This is a genomic window from Paraburkholderia sp. J7 (assembly GCF_905220155.1).
GTDB lineage: Bacteria > Pseudomonadota > Gammaproteobacteria > Burkholderiales > Burkholderiaceae > Paraburkholderia.
The window spans coordinates 374,147-394,501 of the sequence record NZ_CAJMYZ010000006.1; the positions used below are offsets into that span (position 1 = coordinate 374,147).

General features: G+C 63.9%; 26 protein-coding genes and 1 tRNA gene. 5 read left to right on the top strand and 22 right to left on the bottom strand.

What is annotated here, in order from left to right; genetic code table 11:
* The first annotated feature begins 2 nt into the window (after window positions 1-2).
* Window positions 3-1,103 (top strand): aldose epimerase family protein, encoded by a 1,101-nt coding sequence (locus U5A58_RS12980; RefSeq protein WP_321961711.1) that lies wholly within the window; start codon window positions 3-5, stop codon window positions 1,101-1,103.
* Between the two features lie 20 nt (window positions 1,104-1,123).
* Here U5A58_RS12980 and U5A58_RS12985 read toward each other — a convergent pair whose 3' ends face one another.
* Window positions 1,124-1,984 carry a 3-hydroxybutyryl-CoA dehydrogenase gene (locus U5A58_RS12985; RefSeq protein WP_321961712.1) on the bottom strand — a complete coding sequence of 287 codons (861 nt, stop codon included), beginning with the start codon at window positions 1,982-1,984 and terminating at the stop codon, window positions 1,124-1,126.
* A gap of 186 nt (window positions 1,985-2,170) precedes the next feature.
* Entirely contained in the window at window positions 2,171-2,491 is a 321-nt protein-coding gene (locus U5A58_RS12990; protein WP_321909081.1) for a DUF190 domain-containing protein, read from the bottom strand.
* 381 nt (window positions 2,492-2,872) lie between these two features.
* On the opposite strand from U5A58_RS12990, the gene U5A58_RS12995 reads away from it, so the two are divergent.
* Window positions 2,873-4,270 carry an MFS transporter gene (locus tag U5A58_RS12995; protein ID WP_321961713.1) on the top strand — a complete coding sequence of 466 codons (1,398 nt, stop codon included), beginning with the start codon at window positions 2,873-2,875 and terminating at the stop codon, window positions 4,268-4,270.
* A 121-nt stretch (window positions 4,271-4,391) separates the two neighbouring features.
* Here U5A58_RS12995 and U5A58_RS13000 read toward each other — a convergent pair whose 3' ends face one another.
* On the bottom strand, window positions 4,392-5,330 hold the full coding sequence (locus U5A58_RS13000; RefSeq protein ID WP_321961714.1) for a DMT family transporter: 939 nt from the start codon (window positions 5,328-5,330) through the stop codon (window positions 4,392-4,394).
* Between the two features lie 341 nt (window positions 5,331-5,671).
* Here U5A58_RS13000 and U5A58_RS13005 point away from each other — a divergent pair, with 341 nt between their 5' ends.
* From U5A58_RS13005 to U5A58_RS13015, 3 genes are all read left to right on the top strand, one after another.
* The gene (locus tag U5A58_RS13005; protein WP_415774218.1) at window positions 5,672-5,947 is read left to right on the top strand and encodes a type II toxin-antitoxin system RelE/ParE family toxin; all 276 of its coding nucleotides are present in this window, start codon (window positions 5,672-5,674) and stop codon (window positions 5,945-5,947) included.
* On the top strand, window positions 5,940-6,272 hold the full coding sequence (locus U5A58_RS13010; RefSeq protein ID WP_321961715.1) for a helix-turn-helix transcriptional regulator: 333 nt from the start codon (window positions 5,940-5,942) through the stop codon (window positions 6,270-6,272). The genes U5A58_RS13005 and U5A58_RS13010 overlap by 8 nt, the downstream gene beginning before the upstream one ends.
* A 302-nt stretch (window positions 6,273-6,574) precedes the next feature.
* A complete protein-coding gene (locus tag U5A58_RS13015; RefSeq protein WP_321961716.1) occupies window positions 6,575-7,924 on the top strand; it encodes a tyrosine-type recombinase/integrase in 1,350 nt (449 codons plus the stop codon).
* A 200-nt stretch (window positions 7,925-8,124) separates the two neighbouring features.
* Here U5A58_RS13015 and U5A58_RS13020 read toward each other — a convergent pair whose 3' ends face one another.
* The 19 genes from U5A58_RS13020 to pheT form a co-directional block, all read right to left on the bottom strand.
* Window positions 8,125-8,445 (bottom strand): hypothetical protein, encoded by a 321-nt coding sequence (locus tag U5A58_RS13020; RefSeq protein ID WP_321961717.1) that lies wholly within the window; start codon window positions 8,443-8,445, stop codon window positions 8,125-8,127.
* A gap of 28 nt (window positions 8,446-8,473) precedes the next feature.
* Window positions 8,474-8,704 (bottom strand): hypothetical protein, encoded by a 231-nt coding sequence (locus tag U5A58_RS13025; protein WP_321961718.1) that lies wholly within the window; start codon window positions 8,702-8,704, stop codon window positions 8,474-8,476.
* 69 nt (window positions 8,705-8,773) lie between these two features.
* Window positions 8,774-9,028: a hypothetical protein gene (locus U5A58_RS13030; RefSeq protein WP_321961719.1), complete on the bottom strand. Its 255-nt coding sequence runs from the start codon at window positions 9,026-9,028 to the stop codon at window positions 8,774-8,776.
* A gap of 183 nt (window positions 9,029-9,211) precedes the next feature.
* Window positions 9,212-9,652 carry a P27 family phage terminase small subunit gene (locus U5A58_RS13035; RefSeq protein WP_321961720.1) on the bottom strand — a complete coding sequence of 147 codons (441 nt, stop codon included), beginning with the start codon at window positions 9,650-9,652 and terminating at the stop codon, window positions 9,212-9,214.
* 255 nt (window positions 9,653-9,907) lie between these two features.
* Window positions 9,908-10,312: a hypothetical protein gene (locus U5A58_RS13040; RefSeq protein WP_321961721.1), complete on the bottom strand. Its 405-nt coding sequence runs from the start codon at window positions 10,310-10,312 to the stop codon at window positions 9,908-9,910.
* Window positions 10,309-10,545, bottom strand: a complete 237-nt coding sequence (locus tag U5A58_RS13045; RefSeq protein ID WP_321961722.1) for a hypothetical protein — start codon at window positions 10,543-10,545, stop codon at window positions 10,309-10,311. Before U5A58_RS13045 ends, U5A58_RS13040 begins: the two co-directional genes overlap by 4 nt.
* A gap of 2 nt (window positions 10,546-10,547) precedes the next feature.
* Window positions 10,548-11,615, bottom strand: a complete 1,068-nt coding sequence (locus U5A58_RS13050) for a phage major capsid protein (RefSeq protein ID WP_321961723.1) — start codon at window positions 11,613-11,615, stop codon at window positions 10,548-10,550.
* 121 nt (window positions 11,616-11,736) lie between these two features.
* The gene (locus U5A58_RS13055; protein ID WP_321961724.1) at window positions 11,737-11,997 is read right to left on the bottom strand and encodes a hypothetical protein; all 261 of its coding nucleotides are present in this window, start codon (window positions 11,995-11,997) and stop codon (window positions 11,737-11,739) included.
* Between the two features lie 35 nt (window positions 11,998-12,032).
* Window positions 12,033-12,653 carry a hypothetical protein gene (locus tag U5A58_RS13060; RefSeq protein ID WP_321961725.1) on the bottom strand — a complete coding sequence of 207 codons (621 nt, stop codon included), beginning with the start codon at window positions 12,651-12,653 and terminating at the stop codon, window positions 12,033-12,035.
* Between the two features lie 67 nt (window positions 12,654-12,720).
* Window positions 12,721-13,005: a hypothetical protein gene (locus U5A58_RS13065; protein ID WP_321961726.1), complete on the bottom strand. Its 285-nt coding sequence runs from the start codon at window positions 13,003-13,005 to the stop codon at window positions 12,721-12,723.
* A gap of 166 nt (window positions 13,006-13,171) precedes the next feature.
* Window positions 13,172-13,363: a hypothetical protein gene (locus tag U5A58_RS13070; RefSeq protein ID WP_321961727.1), complete on the bottom strand. Its 192-nt coding sequence runs from the start codon at window positions 13,361-13,363 to the stop codon at window positions 13,172-13,174.
* A 146-nt stretch (window positions 13,364-13,509) separates the two neighbouring features.
* Window positions 13,510-15,246 (bottom strand): AAA family ATPase, encoded by a 1,737-nt coding sequence (locus U5A58_RS13075; protein WP_321961728.1) that lies wholly within the window; start codon window positions 15,244-15,246, stop codon window positions 13,510-13,512.
* Window positions 15,243-15,515 carry a PriCT-2 domain-containing protein gene (locus tag U5A58_RS13080; protein WP_321961729.1) on the bottom strand — a complete coding sequence of 91 codons (273 nt, stop codon included), beginning with the start codon at window positions 15,513-15,515 and terminating at the stop codon, window positions 15,243-15,245. Before U5A58_RS13080 ends, U5A58_RS13075 begins: the two co-directional genes overlap by 4 nt.
* A 12-nt stretch (window positions 15,516-15,527) precedes the next feature.
* The gene (locus U5A58_RS13085; RefSeq protein ID WP_321961730.1) at window positions 15,528-15,935 is read right to left on the bottom strand and encodes an AlpA family transcriptional regulator; all 408 of its coding nucleotides are present in this window, start codon (window positions 15,933-15,935) and stop codon (window positions 15,528-15,530) included.
* An 83-nt stretch (window positions 15,936-16,018) separates the two neighbouring features.
* Complete coding sequence (locus tag U5A58_RS13090; protein WP_321961731.1) at window positions 16,019-16,339, bottom strand: hypothetical protein; 321 nt, start codon at window positions 16,337-16,339, stop codon at window positions 16,019-16,021.
* Window positions 16,340-16,693: 354 nt separating this feature from the next.
* Window positions 16,694-16,770: transfer RNA gene (locus U5A58_RS13095), tRNA-Pro, on the bottom strand.
* 93 nt (window positions 16,771-16,863) lie between these two features.
* Window positions 16,864-17,262, bottom strand: a complete 399-nt coding sequence (locus tag U5A58_RS13100; protein ID WP_321909087.1) for a MerR family transcriptional regulator — start codon at window positions 17,260-17,262, stop codon at window positions 16,864-16,866.
* A 127-nt stretch (window positions 17,263-17,389) separates the two neighbouring features.
* Window positions 17,390-17,800, bottom strand: coding sequence for an integration host factor subunit alpha (locus U5A58_RS13105; protein ID WP_028204248.1), 411 nt, complete (start codon window positions 17,798-17,800; stop codon window positions 17,390-17,392).
* 91 nt (window positions 17,801-17,891) lie between these two features.
* Window positions 17,892-20,348: a phenylalanine--tRNA ligase subunit beta gene (pheT, locus tag U5A58_RS13110; protein ID WP_321961732.1), complete on the bottom strand. Its 2,457-nt coding sequence runs from the start codon at window positions 20,346-20,348 to the stop codon at window positions 17,892-17,894.
* Window positions 20,349-20,355 lie beyond the last annotated feature (7 nt).

A 20,355-nucleotide genomic window follows, 5' to 3' on the forward strand; every position in this document is an offset into this window, starting at 1 on the left:
TCATGAACACTCTTGCTGCCCATCCGACTTCCGAACCGTGGGGCGCCCTGCCCGGCGGCGACGCCGTGCGGCTCTACACGCTGCGCAACGCGCAGGGCATGAAGGTGACGGTCAGCGATCTTGGCGCGACGCTTGTCTCGTGGCTCGCCCCCGATCGCGCCGGCCGCCTCGCAGACATCCTGCTCGGCCACGACACGCCCGCCGACTATCTCGCGGCCAGCACGTACATGGGCGCGCTGGTCGGGCGCTGGGCCAACCGCATCAGGAGTGCGCACTTCACGCTGGACGGAATCGACTATCCGCTCGATCGCAACGAGAACGGCAATCTGCTGCACGGCGGCGTGAACGGCTTTCACCGGCAGATTTGGCAAGTGGAAGAGGATCGGGGCGCGCTGGTGCTGCGGCTCGATTCGCCGGAAGGCGATGGAGGCTTTCCGGGCAACGTGAGCGTGCAGGTGCGCTATACGCTCGACGACGACGGCACGCTCACGATCGAATACGAGGGCGTGGCCGATGCGCCCACGCCGCTCAATCTCACGAGCCACGGCTACTTCAACCTCTCCGGCGAAACGAGCCCGGACATTCGCGGCCACGTGCTGACGATCGACGCCGACGCGTTCCTCGAAGTCGATCCTCAATTGATTCCCGAGCGCATTGCCGACGTCTCGGGCAGCGCGTTCGACTTCCGCCACGGTGCGCCGCTGGGCGCGCGGCTCGACTGGCCGAACGACCAGCTCGAACGCGCGCGCGGTTTCGACCACTGCTATGTGCTACGCGCGCCCGAAAGCACGGCGGGCACGCTGCACGCCGCGCCGGGCCGCTGGCCCGTGCGGCCGGTCGCACGCGTGTACGAGCCGGGCAGCGGGCGCGAGCTCGCCGTCTCGACCGACCAGCGCGGCCTGCAGCTTTATACGGGGAATTATCTGGAAGGTCAGCCTGGACGCCGCGGCGCGACGTGCGCGCGCTACGCGGGGCTGTGCCTCGAAGCGGGCGGCTTCCCGAACCAGATCAACATGGAAGCGCCCGCGTGCGACGAAGTGGTGCTACGGCCCGGCAAGACGTATCAACAGGTCACGCAATACCGCGTTAGCGTGCTCGACTGAAGCCAGCCGGGCGCAATCGGTCAGGCGGCCTTGTCGTACTGATAGACACCGCGGCCGGTCTTGCGGCCGAGTTGGCCCGCCGCGACCATCTCGCGCAGCAGCGGGCACGCGCGATACTTCGAGTCGCCGAAGTCCTTCAGGAACACGTCCATCACCGAGAGGCACACGTCGAGGCCGATCAGGTCCGCCAGCGCGAGCGGGCCGATCGGGTGACTGGCGCCGAGCTTCATGCCGGCATCGATTTCCTCGGCGCTCGCAATGCCTTCCGCAAGCACGAAGAACGCCTCGTTGATCATCGGCACCAGAATGCGGTTCACGACGAAGCCAGGCGCGTTCTTCACGGCGATCGGCGTCTTGCCGAGACGCTGCGCCATTTCACGCACCGACTCGGCCACCTCCGCGCGCGTTTGCAGGCCGCTGATCACCTCGACGAGCGGCATCATCGGCACCGGGTTGAAGAAGTGCATGCCGATGAAGCGCGACGGGTCGGCGAGCGTGCTCGCGAGCGCCGTGATCGAGATCGACGAGGTGTTCGACGCGATGATCGCGTCGGGGTGGGCTGCGGCCTCGATCTGCTTGAGAATGCGCGTTTTCAGCTCGGCATTCTCGGTCGCCGCCTCGATCACGAGATCGACGCCCGCGAGACGCTGATAGTCGGTAGTCGTTTCGATTCGGGCGAGCGCGGCGTCGCGCACGCCCGCATCGAGCTTGCCCTTCGAGACGAGCCGCTCCAGGCTGTGCGTGAGCGTCGCGACGCCCTTGGCGAGCGCCGCATCGGTGACGTCGATCATCACCGCCTTGAGCCCCGCCACCGCCACCGCCTGGGCGATGCCGTTGCCCATCGTGCCTGCGCCCACGATCCCTACCGTTTCGATTGCCATGCCTCTTCCTCACTCCTTGTCTGCGACCCCGGCGAGTCGCTATGGGAAATGCCGGTCATGCGGCGCTACGCGTGGTGCACCGCACCAATACCCACAGTGTAACGGGTAGTGGGAATTGGCCGGAACTCGCGTGACGGGGGGCCCCCAGCCGAATGCCTGCGCAGCGGCGCGAAAAGACGCTGCCCGTCAGACACCGCCGAGACGGCCGTAGTCGATTGGCGTGCGCGTATAGAAGAGTTCGACGCCACCCGCTTCCAGCGTGACGAGGAGCGCGTCGATGGAGGGCTCGTCGGCAACGATCAGCACCACAGCGGGCTCGTCGGCAAGATCGAAGAAGTGAGCGGCATGCATCTTTCCGTGGGCGTCGAGGCCCTCGTAGCCTTCCAGCACGGTCACGCCGAAGACACCCTGCGCACGCGCGGCGTCAATGATCCAGGAGACCGCGGACTTGTGGCCCTTCTTGTGTTTGCGGCTCGTGTAGAGCGTCAGTTGACTGCCTGCCGGCATGGGGCCCTCCATGCGCTCGGAAGTACGTCGAATTGTCGGATTAGCGCCGCGCGACGGGCGGCATGCAAAAAAATTCTAGCACGCGTCCTGTTGCGTGCCCGCGCACCGACGGGCTCGCGGCCGTCCTGGAAGTTGTACTGGAAATAGCTCTGACTCCGAACTGCAACGACGTCGACGTCGCGCGCTCGGCGTTTGCCGTACAGGCGAGAGAAAGTGAAAACCCACGCCCGCCTCGATGAAGGGCTTGATGCTCGGCTGTACCCAAATTGAGGACAGACGGCGCGCGGGCACCTCGCATAATCCGCGTGAATTGTGATTCGCGGCAAACAACAACGCCATAAGCCTTGCCACGCTCACGTCCCGGTGCTTAGGAGGAGACACATGAGCCCAATCCCGCAAGGGCATGCTTCGTGCGTGCCGCACACGTCCGCGCAAACGCAGTCAAACTGCGCAGCCGCCACCGAACAGGTCACCCGCAAGGTCTCGCGCCATTTGCTCGGTTTCCTGTTCCTGCTGTTCGTCGTGTCGTTTCTCGATCGCATCAACATCGGCTTCGCAGGCCTGACGATGATGAAGGACCTCGGCCTGTCGAGCACGCAGTTCGGCTTCGCCACCACCCTCTTCTACGTCGCCTATATCGCGTGCGGCGTTCCGGGCAATCTCATGCTCGCGCGCATCGGCGCGCGCCGCTGGATCAGCATCATCATGATTGCGTGGGGTCTCGCCTCCACCGCGACGATGTTCGCCACCAACACAACCACGCTCTACTGGCTGCGCATGCTGGTTGGCGTGACCGAGGCAGGCTTCTTGCCCGGCATGCTGCTCTATCTGACCTGCTGGTTCCCGAGCGCGTGGCGCGCGCGGGCGAATGCCCTCTTCATGATCGCCATGCCCGTGACGGCCGCACTCGGCTCCGCAGTCTCGGGCTATATCCTCAAGCTCGACGGCCGTGCAGGACTGGCCGGCTGGCAATGGCTCTTCGTGCTCGAAGGCATGCCGGCCGCGCTGCTCGGCTGCGTGGCGTTCTTCTACCTGGATGACACGCCGCGCGCCGCGCGCTGGCTCAGCGCGGAGGAAAAACGCACGCTCGAAGCCGCGCTCGCCGAGCCGGCCGACGACGCGCTCGCTTCGACCACGGCGCACGCAGCGAACGAACGCAGCCTTTGGCAGCAACTGCGCTCGCCGGTGGTTCTGCGCTTCGCGGCGGCGTACTTCTGCCTCGTCAACACACTCGCCATGGTCGCCGTGTGGGCGCCGCTGATCGTGAAGGGTTTCAGCGCAGGGGCGAGCAACGTCACCGTGGGCCTCGTCGCGACGATTCCGCAGCTCGTCACGATCGTCGCGATGATCGCGTGGGGCCGCCGCTCGGACCGGCGCCAGGAACGCAAATGGCACCTTGCCGCGCCGATGCTGCTCTCGGGGATTGGCTGCGTGTTGACGGCGCAAGGCGGCGCACCGCTCGTGCAGCTGCTCGGCGTGTGCCTCGCATCGGCGGGGTCGTACACGGCGATGTCGATCTTCTGGACCACGCCCGATCAGGCGTTCACGCCGCAAGCGCGCGCGGTGGGCATCGCGGTGATCAATGCGATCGGCAATATCAGTTCGGCGGCCAATCCGCTCGTCGTGGGCTGGCTCAAGGATGCGACGCACAGCTATGCGGCGGGGCTCATCTATTCCGCGGTGCTGCTCGTGCTGGGAGCGATGATTGTTGCAACGTTGCCGATTGGGCGCAACGGTCGTGAGAAGGAAGTCAAAGCCGCGCCGCGTGTGGTGGCTTGAGCACGCTGGAAGGTGTGAAAAACGCGCGACGCCAGTCGCCGCGCGATTTCGTAGATCCTGCGCGCAAGGCAGTGTGCTGCGCGGCGCGCACAGCGCACGCAACGCACTATGCGCTGTCTTGCTAGCGCTCCGCGCCTGCTCCGCTGCGACGCGCGGTGAAGCCCGGCAAGCGCTTCACGAAGCCAGTCGCGAGCGCCGTGCCCACGAGAATCGCCGCGCACGCTTCGACCATGCCCATCGACACGCGCTCGCCGAGAAAGAGCGCACCCCACAGAATGCCGAAGATAGGGATCACGAACGTCACCGTGATTGCGCGCGCCGGGCCCACCGCTGCGATCAGCCTGAAGAACAACAGATAGGCAACACCCGTGCACGCTACGCCCAGGCCGAGCACCGCGCCCCACGCATGCAGCGAAATGGGCGCAGCGGGCCAGGTGACCAAAGCAATAGGCGCGAGCACGAGAGTCGCGCCCGTCATCGTCCCGGCAGCGACCGTGAGCGGATCGGCGCCCGTGAGATGGCGCTTCGTGTAGCTCGCAGCCACACCGTACAGCGCCGCTGCGACCAGCGCCGCAAGGGCGGCGAGTACGGCACTCGTGGAGGACGCGCCGTCGCCGGCGTGCGTCACGACCTGATCCCAGACGAGCGCGAGCACACCCGCGAAACCGATTGCCAGCCCGACCACACGCAACCCGCTCAGGCGATCCTTAAGCCAGACATACGCAACGACTGCGCCCCACAGCGGCGTGGTCGCATTGATCACGGACGTAACACCCGCGGAGAGCGTGAGCTCGGCCCATGCGAAGAGGCAGAACGGCGCGGCCGAATTGAGGATGCCGACGACGAAGAGCGGCCATGCGCGTTCGCGCAGCGTGCCGAGCGCTTCACGTGCAGGGCGCCGCGAGAACAGCACGAGCAGAAGGAACAACGCGCCGATGCCAACGCGCAGCGCCATGAGCGGCGCGACGCCGAAATCGGTCACGCCGACACGGATGAACAGAAACGACCCGCCCCATAGGGCGGCGAGGATGACCAGCTGCACGAGTTCGATCGGGTTCATGTGAGGTGACGCTGTATGGGGTTGCGCGCGGGCGCGCGATGCGACGTATCACCGGCGCGAAGTACGCGTATCGTAAGGCGAGCGGCACGCGCCGTATAACGAAGGATTCTCACCGATATGTGAGAAAAATTGACAGCCGGATCTTGCGGTGTCATTCGTGCGTCTGGCAATGGCCCCGTTCGCCTGTTGTACGCTGCACATCGTCCAACCCTTGCGCTCGCTCATTGCCCGCACGGCCATCCTATGGCAAATTCACCGCAATTTCGCAAATTTGCTAATATTCTCGCGGCATGTAGACAATCACGTACTACAACGAAGCCACGCGGCGTCAGGTTGCCCGTCTGCCCACAGGCATTCTTGCCAGCTATCTGCGACTCGCTAACGCAATGCAGTCGCATGGCGCAGATTTGCGCATGCCACATTCAAGGGCGATGGGTGGCGGCTTGTTTGAACTGCGGCCACGCGGGCCGGAAGGCATTGGACGTGTGTTCTACTGCACGCAAGTCGGCCACCGGATTGTTGTGCTGCACTCGTTCGTCAAAAAGACGCGAGAAACACCTGAGGCCGAATTGAGCATTGCCCGCAAACGCATGAAGGAGGTCCAAGAAAATGGCTAAGTCCTGGCCGAAACGTGAGGGCGTCGAACAATACCAGCCTGTCCCACATGACGAGGCGTTCGTGAAAGCGCTGCTGGCGAAGCCCGAAGTCAAGTCGGCTTATGACGCGCTCGACGAAGAGTTCTCGGCACTGGATGTCTTGCTGACCGCACGAAAGGAAGCCGGCCTGACACAGGCTCAAGTTGCCGAACGCATGGGCACGACGACATCGGCTGTCTCGCGCCTCGAGGCGTCGCTGGCAAGCGAGAAGCATTCGCCCTCTTTCGCGACGCTGCGCAAATATGCTGCTGCCTGCGGCAAGAGCTTGAGGATCGCGCTCGTGTAGTCAGGTCACGAGAAGGCGCTCATGCAATGTCGCGCCAAAAGACAAAGCCCGCGTAATCTTTCGATTACGCGGGCTCTATTTCCTGGTCGGGGCGAGAGGATTTGAACCTCCGACCACCTGCACCCCATTTTGTTAATCCCATTTTCCCGGACGTTCCCAAAGCTTTCCGCAAAGCACACAAATCGCCGTATAATCAGCACTCTACAGCGTTTTTCGCTTTCCAGACGTTCCCGTTCATCCCCGGCCGATTTTTCGAAGCGGTGGCGGTACGGGTGGCGGTACGGAATCAGAGAGGGTCAGCGATGAAGGTCTATACGGTCAGGGAACTAGAGGCAATCACGGCGGCGCGCAAGGGTGAAACCATTCGCGAACCGGGCGGGCTTGTCGGCAAGGTGCACGTATCGAAGGCGGGTGCCGTGACAGTCTCTTATGTGTTCGAATACAAGTTCGCGGGCGCGAAGCGCCGATTCGGTTGCGGCACATGGCCAACGGTCAAGCTTGTGGACATTCGCCGCACACATACCGATGCGCGCGCATTGCTCAACAGCGGCGTCGATCCGCGTGAAGCACGCGAAGCCGCCAAACTTGAAAATCAGGTTTCGCTCGAAACCCGGATTGAAGAAGCCGAAGCCGTGCTTTCGCGCCCGACCTTCGAACAGCGCTATGACGAATGGAAACTTGCCGCCTTGAGCAAGCGCAAGGACGGCGGCGCGGAAACCGACCGCGCCTTTCAAAAGGATGTCATTCCGGCAGTCGGCGCGAAGGCAATGGAGGACGTGCGGCGCGCTGACCTGATGACGATCCTTGACGGCATCATTGCGCGCGGTGCGAACCGGCTTGCCAACCGTTGCCTTGGCGACCTGAAGCAAATGTTGAACTGGTGCGTTGACCGCGAGATTGTCGCCGTGAACGTCCTTCAGACAATCACGAAGAAGAAGGTCGGCGGCGCGGAAGAAGAATCCGACCGCGTGCTTTCCGACCGCGAACTTCGCGCCCTGCCCGTCGCCCTGAAGAACGCGAACCTGAAGGATTCGACGCGACACGCGATCTTGCTGATTTTGGCGACCGCCGTTCGCGTCGGCGAAGTCATCCGGGCAAAGAAGGCGCACGTCGATCTAGACAAGCGGGAATGGCGGATTCCGTCCGGCAATTCGAAGAACAGCGACGCACACACGGTCTATTTGTCCGACTTCGCCGCGCATCATATGCGCCGCCTGACAGAGCTTTCCGACAGCGATGAATGGCTTTTGCCCGCGCGCAAGCGCGACGGCACTGAAACGCACGTTGATCTGAAGTCGATTTCGAAACAGATTGGCGACCGGCAACTGAAGTTCTTCGACCGCCCCGCGCACGCCAAGCGTTCGGTCAAGTTCGCGAACGCGCTTGTGCTTGTGCCCGAGGCTGAAGAATCGTGGTCGCCGCACGACTTGCGGCGCTCGGCCGCGACGCTGATGCAGGGTCTAGGCGTGCTGCCGGTTGTCATCGACGCGTGCCTGAACCATCGCGAGCAAAACCGCATCAAGCGCACGTATCAGCGATACGATTACGCCGACGAACAGCGCGAGGCGTGGCGTTTGCTAGGCGACCGGCTCGAACTGCTGTTGCGGCCCGACGCTGACAACGTGGCAATCCTGAAGGTCAACTCAGCATGAAAAAACCCGGCCTAGCGCCGGGTCTTGCCTTTCTGACGGCTTCGCGTCCGTCACCCTTATTTCCACGCGTCACTGACCCGGACGCGCCAGCGGTACAGCGGCTCGATTTCCGGGCCTGCCGCGTCTTTTCGCTAGACGAAGAAAAGCCCGTCGACGCGGGCTTTCTGTGACGCGGGGGTCGTCATGGGTGGCCCGCCCACTCAGCAGCCAACGCCATAGCAGCGGCGCTGCTGCTGCATCAGTGCCTGCTGCTGCTGCATGTAGTCGGTCTGCTGCCTCATGTACTCGGTCTGCTGGCGCTGCTGCTCCAGCATCTGCTGCTCGTAGGCCTGCTGCTGGATCTGCGCCTGGTGCTGCGCGGACTGCTCGTATATCTGTTCACGCGTCGCCTGTGTGTTGCGCAATGTTTGCTGCATCTGCTGGCCGATCACATACCATGGGTTCGCGTCGGCGTCCTGTGCAAAGGCCGGGGTAGCGGTGAGGATGACCGCGGCCGCGAGGATCAGGGTGGTACGTTTCATGGTGAATTCCAGTCAAGCAATCAATCAGTCAGAAGTTCTTTCCAGCTTCGGCTATCTTACGTTTTACTTTCAATAATGAAATGTGGCTGATCGTCACACGCTCTTGCCGTTTGAGCGTCACCGCGCCGGGCCGCCGCTCCGCTCGCGCGGGGTGCCGGGTGAGATCGCGCCGCTCAAGGTTGGCTTCCGCGATGAAGGCATCCTGATCTTCCCCATTGAGGGTGATTGTGTGCGGCACTACGCCGGCCCGCACGCTCACGAGAATCGCCCACGAGCGGCCGGCGAGGCCCGGTTGATATCAGCACACCAACGAGGGCGCGAGCCGCTCCTACCCGGGCCGGGCGTGCTTCTTCTTTGGCCGTTCGGCCTTGCGTTCGGTAGGTGACACGGCAGGCTTCGACGGCGCGGGCTTGCCTTTCTGCGCGTCCGGTTGCGCGGGTCGATAGTGCGTCTTGCCGGTCGGGGCGGTGATCGCGCCGAGCATGTCGGCGCTTACCTGTGACACGTGACGCGGCCCGAGGTCTTCGGCAAACTCGCCCGCGAACCAGTCGCGATCGAACGGGGCAAACTTCACGCGTGACATGGTGCAAGCCTCACAGCAGGAAGCGCGGTTTTCCGGCCGGCACCCCGCGCGGTGCCTTTGCCCTTCGGCCTTCTCGCTCGCTCGCGAACCCACCTACTGCAAAAGGCCGGAAGCGTATCCGATGATTCCGGCCTACCGTGGCGTGATGCCTGAATCTCGATTCGCATCGCGCCCTGGTCCGGTCTATCCTTTCGTGTCTCGCGCCCACGGCCGGCGCGCCGTCACCGATGCGCTTGCCTTCGTGCTCGCGGCATCACGGGTGAGCCGTGAGCTATGCGCGAGATGCAACTTCGTCGCGAGACTCATCATCGATGCGCTGCTCGTCGTGAAGACACGGAAGGCCGGGCTCACCACGCGCCGGCCGTCCGCTTCGATGAGCGCGCCTTCGGCCGCGAGCCGCCGTGCGGCTTCGGCATTGAGCGCCACGGTCTCGCAATAGGTGCCGAGCAGCGCCGCGTCGATGGCACTGTAGAAATCGGCCGGCAAGCCCGCTAACACGTCACGCCATACCTTGCGCGCCGGGGCCGAGAGCGCCTTCGGCGGCCGCATGCGCTCGGGCACCACCAGTGCAAGAGAAACGGTCTCGGCTTCTTCGACAGTCGACCTTCGTCCGCGATGAGTCACGTTGTTCCCCTTCGGCTTCGGGGCACGGCCGGTTGCGGCCGGGTAGCGCACCGGTCAAGCCGGTTTGCAGCCGGGTCATGGCCCCATGAAAACGCTTCGAATTATGCGCCTGTATGGGGCCAGCGGGCATTCGGCGAAAGTCGGGATTTAGAAAAGAAAATGAGGCGTGCGGGGTGTCCGGCGATCGTTACATTTTCCGAAAATACCCCCCGGCTACCCTTCGCCCGCTCTCGCCGCGTGCGCCCGTCGTCGATGTCACCGGTACACGAGCCCGGCGTGCCGTCCGGCTTCGAACAGGTCGAAGGCGTGCAGCGGGTCGGCGGTGCCCGGTGCGCTGCGGCCGTTCGTGTGCGGCGCGGCGGCCGGCTCGCGATCGAGTGCGAGGCCGATCAGCACGCCGTCGACCAGACGCACGAGTAGCACGTCCTGTCCGTGCAGGTTGGAGATCAGGTCGCACGCGCCGGCGCAGGTGCCGTGTCGAGCGGCGCGTTGCACCATGCGCACGAGGCCGCGCACGAAGGCATCTTCACGCTCGGCTTTGGTGAGTGTGCCGAGCTTCGAGGGAAGTCCGCGCTTCACAACGGCATCGCGCACGGTGTCGAGAAAGCTATTGTCGACGGTCGCCACGCTCAGCATGCGTGCGCTCTTCGGGTCGATCATGGTTGCGCTCCTTCCTGCGGTACGTCGATCCAATGCCCGAGACCACGGCTCCGAAGCGTGCGCCGGATCGCGCAATCAAGCATGCGGTCGGACTCAATCAGTGTCGGCTCGCCGTGCTCGCGCTCCTTGAAGCGTTGCTCATCGGCGGCGGCCGGCGCGGCTTCCTCGAGTATCGATGTCCACAGCGCGAGATGTGCATCGGTGAGCCGTCGCGGCAAGGAATGCACGCTCATGTTCATGCTCCGATCGCGCGGCGGGCGGCGGTCTTGCCGGTGCTCGCCGGGGTGAAGATCAGGCCGGTGAGCACGCTCACGCAGCCGGGGCGCATCACTCTCCAATGGATGTATTCAAGACACCGGAGTGCGACCATGTTCTGTTGCCACGTCGAGTAGAGAGTCGTGTTGCTGTCGACATCTTCAACTTCGATAGTTGCCTGAGCCGAGCTATCGGCCACCACCACGCGCGGATCGGACAGCGCGATAGCCGAAGGATCGCAGAGAATCAGCGTGCCGTCCGGCACGCCCGGATGCGTGACCACAGGTAAGCCCTGAAAGTACGAAGAGCCGATCACGAGCGAGAGCGCGCCGGCCGCCATACCCAGTCCCGCGAGCGCGACGCACATCGACGGCGGCATCAGCCACACGCTTGTTTGCAGGTTGCCTTCGTAGGCTGCAAGCATCGCCGCGATATCGGCCTGAATGCTCGCCGGGTCGGTGCCGCTTGATGCGATGGGTGGCACGCCGGCTGTGACACTCGCGGGCTTGTCCGGGCCGCCCTGATTCGAAGGATCGACAAACGCACGGCCTTCTTCGAGCGCCACGGCGCGCGCCAGATCACGGCTAAGCGCCGCGTCCGCGCCGGGGTCGAGGCGGCGCACGGCTTCGTCCGTCGCGAGGGTGAGCGCGGCGCACTTTGTCGGCGGGAGCGAGAAGATATCGAAGCCCGCCGCGCTCGTTTTGATCTTTGCGCCTTCGGCCGTCCAGTATCCGGTCGATCCGGCATCCTGCGCGAGCGTCTTGACAAGGAAGGGCGCGCGGAAAAACGGGCTTGCGGCATCGATTTGCGAGATCAGCGAAACGGGCTTCAGAATCCATGCAACGAAGGCCGCACCGGCGGTCGTGAAGTCGGGATCATCCGAGATCGCGCCGCTATCGAGCACGCCGGAAGCGGCCTTCTCCAGAATGCGCAGCACCGCGCCGGGGCCGTAATGGGCGCGTGCATAGGCGGCGGCATTGACGGGCTCACCGCGTGCGACAGCATATGCGCGGCACACCCGCGCCACGTCATAACGTGCTGTATCCATGTCGGCTCCTTCGTATCGGGCCGGTTGATCGGGCCTTCAGCATCGCGCGGGCGTGAGCGAAGCACCAGCCACGAAAAGGCGCGTTCTCACGCGATATCACGGCTTCGCACAGATCGCACGATCAGTCACGGAAACCGCCTTCGAGAAAGGCCGCGAGGTCTTCGATGCGATACCAGCGCCGGCCGTTGAGCGTCCGATATCTCGGCATCGGCTTGCCTTCCATCAGGTGCCGGCGCAGCGCGCTGCCGTCCGCGTACCGCAGTGCCCGCGCCGCGTCGCGTTCGCAGACCGCATCATCGGCGGCGGTGCGCACGTGGTGTTCGACGCACCACGCGCGGATCATCGCGGTGGTGCGTTCGACAGGATCATCGGGATTCGTCACGTTTCACCCGTCGTCAGTGCCCGGCGGCGCGCCGTTCATTCGTCACCGGTGCCGGTCAAGTTGTCGGTCTGCCCTTGAATCAGCCTCAGACCGGGTCTGGTCGAGAGCGCGTCTAGCTGGGCGAGTGTGAGTCCCGGCAAGAGCGCTTCTACGGTCGGCATGCTCTCCAGAAACTCCTTCGCCTCGGCGCTCGTGAGTGCGCCAGCAATGAGTTTGATTTGCGCCTCGGCTCCCCATGTTTCGATCTTCCGGTAAGCCTCCTTGCGCCTGGCGTCAATGTTGGCATTGCCAAGCCCGCGCAGTTCGGCGCGGCGGTCTTTCACGGAATTCTCGCCGCGATAGTCGAAATGTACGTATGCCTGTGGGCCGAAAGAACGACGGATGCCGCGCGCCTTGCACATGGCGTCGATCTTCGCTTTGGTTTTCCCGATATCGGCCTCGGCCTCCCGCATGATTTCAGCCAGGTCCGCGTCCTCGGCGGTGAATTCCTTCGATAGCTGCCCTTCCATGTCCGCCTTTTGCGCGGCGGCGTATTCGTCGACGTTTGCCCTCGCAACCTTCATTTGCAGCTTTACGGCGTCGCGTAGTGCGTCGCGCTCCTTCGCGGTCATCGGTGCGGGGCTTGTTGCTACATCGGTCGTCGTCGTCTTCTTCATCGCATCTCTCCTTCATGCCTGCTTCGAAACGGGCCGCACGCGGATCACCTTGCGGCCCGGTCGCCGTTCAGCTCACGGCGGGCAGCGAGCGCACCACGCTGTCATTGCCCCGTTTGCGCTCGGCCGGGGCAGCAATTGCCTGCACTGCGGCCAGCACTGCGGCCTTCGCCTGCGCTGCGGCCCGTGCCTGCGCTGCGGCCTCTACCTGCGCTATGGCCTCTACAAGGCCCGGTTCGAGGCGCGCAAACATCATCGCGCGGCATTCCTTGAGGTTTGCACGGGGCGCTATCCGCGTCAGAAACGTACGCATTGCCGCTAATTCTTCGGCTTCCCTGTCTTGCTGGTCGTCCATCTTCACTCTCCTTGCGTAAGTGCCGTGCGCGGCACGGCGGCTATGAATGGGCTTCAGAAAGCGTCGTCCGGATCGTCATCGAGCCGGTCATCAGCGAGCGCGGCGGCCGGGTCACGTTGCGCGGCGGGCCTCGCCCCATTTAGCGGCACCGGGGCGTCGATCACGGTCAGTCTCCCTTGATGCCGGTGCTCGCAAGGTCTTCGAGCAGTGCGCGGACCACACGCAGCGAATCGATCGCCACGGTGAGCGCGTCACGGTCGACATCGAGAAGGCAGCGCGCCCGGCACTCGCTCACGGTATCGAGCGCGAGCAGCACGTGATCGATCGCATGCGAGATACGGGATTCACCGGGTGTCACGTTGCCTCCTTTGGCCGGTTCACGGCCTTTCATCGAAGTAAGGGGTGAAGCTTTTCTTAGTGACTGTTATTTACCTTCTTTGCCTCCTTAGCCTAAGAAGGCAAAGGGGCCAAACTTTTACCCCACTTCACGCGCGCGCATAGGGACTACCCCGGCAGCGCCCACGCCCACGGCGAGCCGGTGCCGCCGGTCTTGCGCTTCTGCACGTCGAGCTTCTTCGCCGCCTTCTCGATTGCATGCCACGGCACGCCCGCGCCGCGCGACTCCCGGAACACGTCGCCGTACAGGCGCGGCCCGTCGATGAGCAGATCGTGAAGAAACTGTTCGGCTTCGGTGCGGGCAGAGTTTTCTTCTTCGAGCATGCTGTCGACCGAGTCGATAATCTCGTCGGCGGACAGGTCCAGATAGCTGCCCCACTCGATGCGCAGCGCCGGGATACCATCGCCCACCGTTGTCTCGACCGTGCGGAAGGCGTAGCCGCCGTGCTCGGGTGCGATGTTGCTTTTCGCCCGTGCGATCACGCGCGCACCGGTCTTCTCGTTATGCGCGAGCACGTAGGTCATCCGCGAGACGGCTGTCCACGCCTGCGAGCCGATCACGCGCTCGACGGCGCGCCGCGAGCCTTCCTTCGAGCTTTTGGAAAAGTGCGTGATGCCGATCACGGCAGCCCCGGTCGATTGCGCGAGGTCGATCACCGGTTGCAGCGCGCGTCTCACTTCGGTCGGCTTGTTCGCATCGCCGCGCACCACGTTCATGATCGGATCGATCAGCATCGCCCCGACATCGCGGCCCGAGCAGTCGAGTGACGCCAGATGCACCGCCGGGTCGAACGGCACCTCGGCGCCGTCCGGGGTCCGGCCGATCGCGAGGAATACCCGGTTCATATCGGCACCGGCCGCCATCAGGCGCGGCACAAGCGTGTCGCTCACGCCGTCCTCGCCGGTCCATATCACAACATCGCGGGCGCGTTCGCACTTCGAGCCATCCGGCCATGTGCCGCCCGTGGTCACGATCGCCGCAAGGTCGAGCCCGGTCGTCGTCTTCGCGCTGCCGCCCATGCCCGCGAACAGTGTGAGCTTCGCGAACGGAATCCAGCCGGGCCACAGCCAGTCGATCCGCTCGGGCGCAATACCGGCGAGCGGCTTCACTGCACCACGGGCATGAGTGCCCGCCTCGCGATGATCTTCATGGCGTTCCTCCCTGAGCGGATCGATCTTTACCGCGCGGTCGAGCACGATGCGCTTCAGTTCGTCGGGGTCGTCGCCGTTTGCCCGTAAGCAATCCCAGGCATCAAACCCACGCGGCGAACCTTCGGGCATCGTCGCGAGCCATCCGTCGCACGCTGCCGCCGCCTCGCGCGCCGCGTCCTCGACACCCGCATCCGACACGATAACGATCCGGGCGTGAGGCCAGCGGTGCCGAGCCGCACGCGCCGCATTGCGCAGGTTGCTGACCGGCCCGGCCGCGAGCGCCACGCATTGCGGCTCGGCGCGCCAGCACGCGGACATCGTCGCGAGCCCTTCGCCGACCAGCACGAGGCCGTCGAACTCCGGTGCCGGCTCGTCGCCGCCGATGTTGAAGGCGGCCCCTTTCCACGTGCTGCCCGGCAGCAGCACCTTCGCGAACTTCGCGTTCGCGTCGGGCGCACGCTCGATGCGCTGCACCGCGAGCAGTGCACCGTTTGTGACCGAGTGATACGGCACGGCGAGATAGTCACGGCCTTTCCAGTGCACGAGCTTCAGGCGCGCGAGCACCTGCGGCGCGGTGATGCCCTTGCTGTCGAGATAGGGATCGCGCACGAGACCGTTCGCACCGGCATCCCACACCTTGCGGTACGCGGGCGGCGCGCCGGTCTCCGCCTCCGCCTCCGGGTGCGCGTTCATACGCGCTCCGACCGGTATCCATTCGCACCCGCGATCCAGTAGAGCGTGCGCGCGGTGATGCCACCTTCGGCCCGGATCGAGCGCCACGTGGTGCGGAACACCCGCTCGTTGTACCCCTCGCCGGATTCGGACCACTCACGCGCTGCGAACTCGCTGCCGCCCGCCGCTTTGAACGCGGTCAGGATGCGCACCCACGGCAGGTAGTCGAGTGGCGTCGGGATGCTGAACAGGGCCGCGACCGGATCGTCGCGATAGCGCGTGCTATTCATGGCGCACCCCGCTCAGACGGTTTCAGCGTCACGCGCGGCGGCGCGCTTGCCGGCTCTCTTCGCGGTGGTCTTCGCCGCGCGGGGCTTGCGGATGCGCACGGCCTTCGACGCGGCCGGTGCGGCTTCGGTTGTGCACACTGCGGTTTGCGGCTCATCGCGCACTTTCGCTTCACGCGCCACGGCTTCGGCTCCGACAAGGCGCGCGGCTCCGGCGGCTTCGATCCTTGCCGCGATCCACGTGTCTATCTGCGATTCGATCCACGCGACGCGATTGCCGCCAATCGGAATCGGGCGCGGGAACGTGCCTTCAGCCATGCGGCGATAGACGGTCGTCGTTCCCATGCCGGTCCGCGCCCGGACTTCGGGCAAGCGAAGAAGGCGTTCGCGCGCGTCAAGGAATGTGCGGTTTTGAGCGGACATGTCCCGAGTCTCCAGAGAAGCCCCGGCGAATGCCGGGTATAACTCGCATTGTTGGAGACCGGGAGGGCGATGTATGCCTTAAGTTATCGCGGTTTCGTGAGGTGTTCGGCGGGGTTTGTAAGCCACAAGCGCCCGACGTTTGCGAGCCATGCACGGTCGACCGTCTTGAAAGAGGCGTGATGCATCTCGGCAACGCGCTGTTTCGCCCGTTGAAGCGGCATCACCGGGTGCGTCGTACAGAGGGTGAAAACGTGATTCGCAAGTTCGAACGACCGCATTGCTTCGCGGCCAACCAGTTCTTCGCGGCTGAATTCTGGTAGCCACCGCATTGGCATCACGGCGCGTTGCGGCATCCCCGCAAGCAAGTCTTCGTGGATATCGCGCAGATGTTCGAGAAGCCACATCGGCGGATACTTTCCGGCAGTCACTTCGTTGCAGAAGTACAAGAGCCAGTGCATCACTTCATCCGGGTCATCGCGCGAGCCATCGCGAACAGCGTTGAAGTGTGCTTCGAAGTCGTACTGTCGATAGGCGTCGCGCTCCTCTGCGCTCAGCGCGCCTGGAATGAGCGCGAGCGGATTAACCCGGTCTTCCTTTCTCCGTCGCCCCATAATCGCCCCACAAAGTGAAAGGTCATTTTCCGGGCGCTCCCGAGCGTTTTCAACCGTGCCCGACGTCGTGGTGGCGGTATGGTGGCGGTATGGCGTCGGAAAAGAAAAAAGGACTTACGGCGATTAACCGTAAGTCCTTGATTTCTTTGGTCGGGGCGAGAGGATTTGAACCTCCGACCACCTGCACCCCATGCAGGTACGCTACCAGGCTGCGCTACGCCCCGAGAGCTAGAAAGTATAACAGAGAGTTTCTCTAATTAGAACCGCTTCGCACGTAATTCGTGAACGACTCACATGCATGCGTTCAGAGACGTGCATCAGCGCCCGAGCGCATCGAGCACATGCAGCAATTCCTTGCGCAACTGATCGACGTCCACAAGCGCCGTCGTGCCTTCAGAAGCTTGCGCACCCACGGCTTCCGACTGCCCGGCTTCGTCGGCCGCTGCCCCATGCGAATCAAGCCGATTGCGCGCGCCGTTGATCGTGAAGCCCTGCTCGTAAAGCAGTTCGCGAATGCGACGGATCAGCAATACCTCGTGATGCTGGTAATAGCGGCGATTGCCGCGCCGCTTCACCGGCTTCAACTGCGTGAACTCCTGCTCCCAATACCGCAGTACGTGTGGCTTCACGCCGCACAGCTCGCTCACCTCGCCAATGGTGAAGTAGCGCTTGGCGGGTATGGGAGGCAAGACGACCTTTTCGCTTGTCGATGTCATCGCCGGTTTGCCGTCGTGGTGGTTGCGCAATGAGGCGTCGCCGCCTGGGTCCTTGAAGTCCGCTCTTTCTACTTATTCGTTCACGCCCGCCATATTGCCACCGCCGCGGGCAGACAAGCTCAACGCATCAACGCGGGAAGCTCGCCTCGGCGCCGCTCTCCACGAGCGCCTTGAGCTTCTGGCTCGCATGGAACGTCACCACGCGACGCGCCGCGATGGGGATCGCCTCACCCGTTTTCGGATTGCGGCCGGGGCGTTGCGGCTTGTCGCGCAACTGGAAATTGCCGAAGCCGGACAGCTTCACGCTGTCGCCGCTTTCCAGCGCGTCGCGAATCACTTCGAAGAAGGCTTCGACCATGTCTTTCGCTTCGCGCTTGTTGAGCCCAACATTGTCGAACAGCAGCTCTGCGAGTTCGGCTTTGGTCAGCGTGGGCGTGTCGTTCGTGGCGCTTGCCGACGAGGCAGGAATGTCGCGAATCATGGCGCTACGCTGTGCCGCAAGAAGGGCTTCGAAATCACTCGAGTTCATTTCGTTCATCTATCTATGAAATGGCGCGCTTCCGGTTGCGAAGTTGATCTGCAACCTCGCAAACCAGAAAGCGATGTCGGTACGTGATGAGCCGAGGAGCTTATCCGCGCAACCGGGCGCCATACACTCGAGCCAGGCGATCCACCAGGGACTTGATGGCCGCATCGACCGTTTCGTCCTGAAGGGTTCCGCCAGTATCTTGCAGGGTCACCCGGAAGGCAAGGCTTTTCTCGTCCGCGCCAAGTCCGGAAGTATTTGATTTTGCACGAAATTCATCGAAAAGCGCAACCCTCTGCACAATCCGGCAAGCCTCGTCTTGCATGCCTTTCTGGAACTCGTCGAGCAGTGCTTGCACCTCGATCTTTTGATCGACAACAAGAGCGATGTCGCGACGGACCGGCGGGAATTTCGAGACTTCGGTAGGCGTGGGCAGCTCGCGCGCCATCAGTGCGTCGGCCTCGACCTCGAAGAGCATCGGTGCGTGCGGCAGGTCGTACTTCTGCATCCAGCGCGGATGCAGCTCGCCGATCCAGCCCACCGACTTGCCTTCGACTTCGATGCGCGCGCTACGTCCCGGATGCAGCGCCGGGTGCTCGGCCTTCACGAAACGCGGCGCCTTGGCCGCGCCAAGCGATGCGAACAGCGCTTCGAGATCGCCCTTCACGTCGAAAAAGTCGACGCCGCGCGTTTGCGCGCCCCACTGCTCTTCGAGCGCGGGACCGTAGGCGAGTGCGCCAATCATCTTCGGTTGTGCGAAACCTTCCACCGCCATCTCGCCGGCCTTGATCGACGGATCGTTCAGGAACACGCGGCCTGCTTCGAACACGCGCACGCGGTCGGCGCGGCGGTTCAGGTTATGGCGCAGCACGTTGATGAGGCTGCCGAACAGCGTCGTGCGCATGACCGAGAGCTGGCTCGCGATCGGGTTCAGCAGCTTCACGGGATTCGCGTTGCCCGCGAAGTCCTGCTCCCACTCGGCGTCGACGAAGCTGAAGTTGATCGTTTCAGCGTAATCGCGCGCGGCAAGCGCGTGACGAATGGCGTGAATCGAGCGGCGCGTTTCGTTGGTCGCGCGCATTTCGCTGCGCGCCACCGGCGGCAGCGCGGGAATCTTTTCGACGCCATAGATACGCGCGACTTCTTCGATCAAGTCTTCTTCGATCTCGATGTCGAAACGGTACGGCGGCGGCGTCACGCTGAAGCGCTCGTCGCCCGCATTGTCCACGCTGCGCGTGAACGTGAGACCAAGGCGCGTGAAGATTTGCGCGATCTCGTCGGCACTGATCTTCACGCCGATGATGCGGTTCGCACGCGCGACGCGCATCGTCACCGGCTCGCGCGTGGGCACGTTCACGGTTTGATCGTCGATCGGGCCGGCTGCGCCGCCGCAGATGTCGAGGATCAGTTGCGTGATGCGCTCGATGTGCTCGACCGTCGTCGACCAGTCCACGCCGCGCTCGAAACGATGGCCTGCATCGGTCGAGAAGTTGTAGCGGCGCGAGCGGCCACGAATGCTGTCCGGCCACCAGAATGCGGCTTCGAGATAGATGTTCGTGGTGTCGAGCGTGACGGCCGTGCTGTCGCCGCCCATGATGCCTGCAAGGCTTTCGATCTCGCGGTTGTCGGCGATCACGCCGACCGTTTCATCGACTTCGACCGTATTGCCGTTGAGCAGCTTGAGCGTTTCGCCCTTCTTGCCCCAGCGCACGTCCATCGAACCGTGGATCTTGTCGAGATCGAACACGTGCGACGGACGGCCCAGTTCGAGCATCACATAGTTCGAGATGTCGACGAGCGCCGAGATGCTGCGCTGGCCCGAGCGCTCGAGGCGCTCGACCATCCACAGCGGCGTTTTCGCGTGCGCGTTCGCGCCGCGGATCACGCGGCCCGAGAAGCGACCGCACAGGTCCGGCGCCGAGATCGTCACGGGCAGCTTTTCATCGAGCTTCACTTCGACCTTCGGATACACAGGCGCCTGCAGCGGCGCGCCGGTGATCGCAGCGGTTTCGCGCGCGATGCCGTACACCGAAAGGCAATCGGCCTTGTTCGGCGTGAGCTTGATTTCGAAGATGGTGTCGTCGAGGTTCAGCGCTTCGCGGATGTCCTGGCCGATCGGTGTGTCTTCCGGCAGGATCATCAGGCCGCTGTGGTCTTCCGAGAGCTTCAGTTCGCGCGCCGAGCACAGCATGCCCTGGCTTTCCACGCCGCGCAGCTTCGAGAGCTTGATCGCGAAAGGCTTGCCGCCCTCTTCCGCGGGCGGCAGTTCGGCGCCCACGAGCGCCACGGGCACCTTGATGCCCGGCGCGACATTGGGCGCGCCGCACACGATCTGCAGCGTCTCGCCGGTGCCGGCATCGACCTGCGTGACGTTGAGCTTGTCCGCGTCCGGGTGCTTCACAACTTCGAGCACGCGGCCCACGACGATCTTCGTGGTGGGCGGCGCCGCCGGGCTCAGGCCTTCGACTTCGAGGCCGGCCATCGTGAGCGCGTGGGCCAGTTCATCGGTCGTGAGCTTCGGATCGACAAAGCTTCTCAGCCAGGATTCGGGGAATAGCATTTGGTTT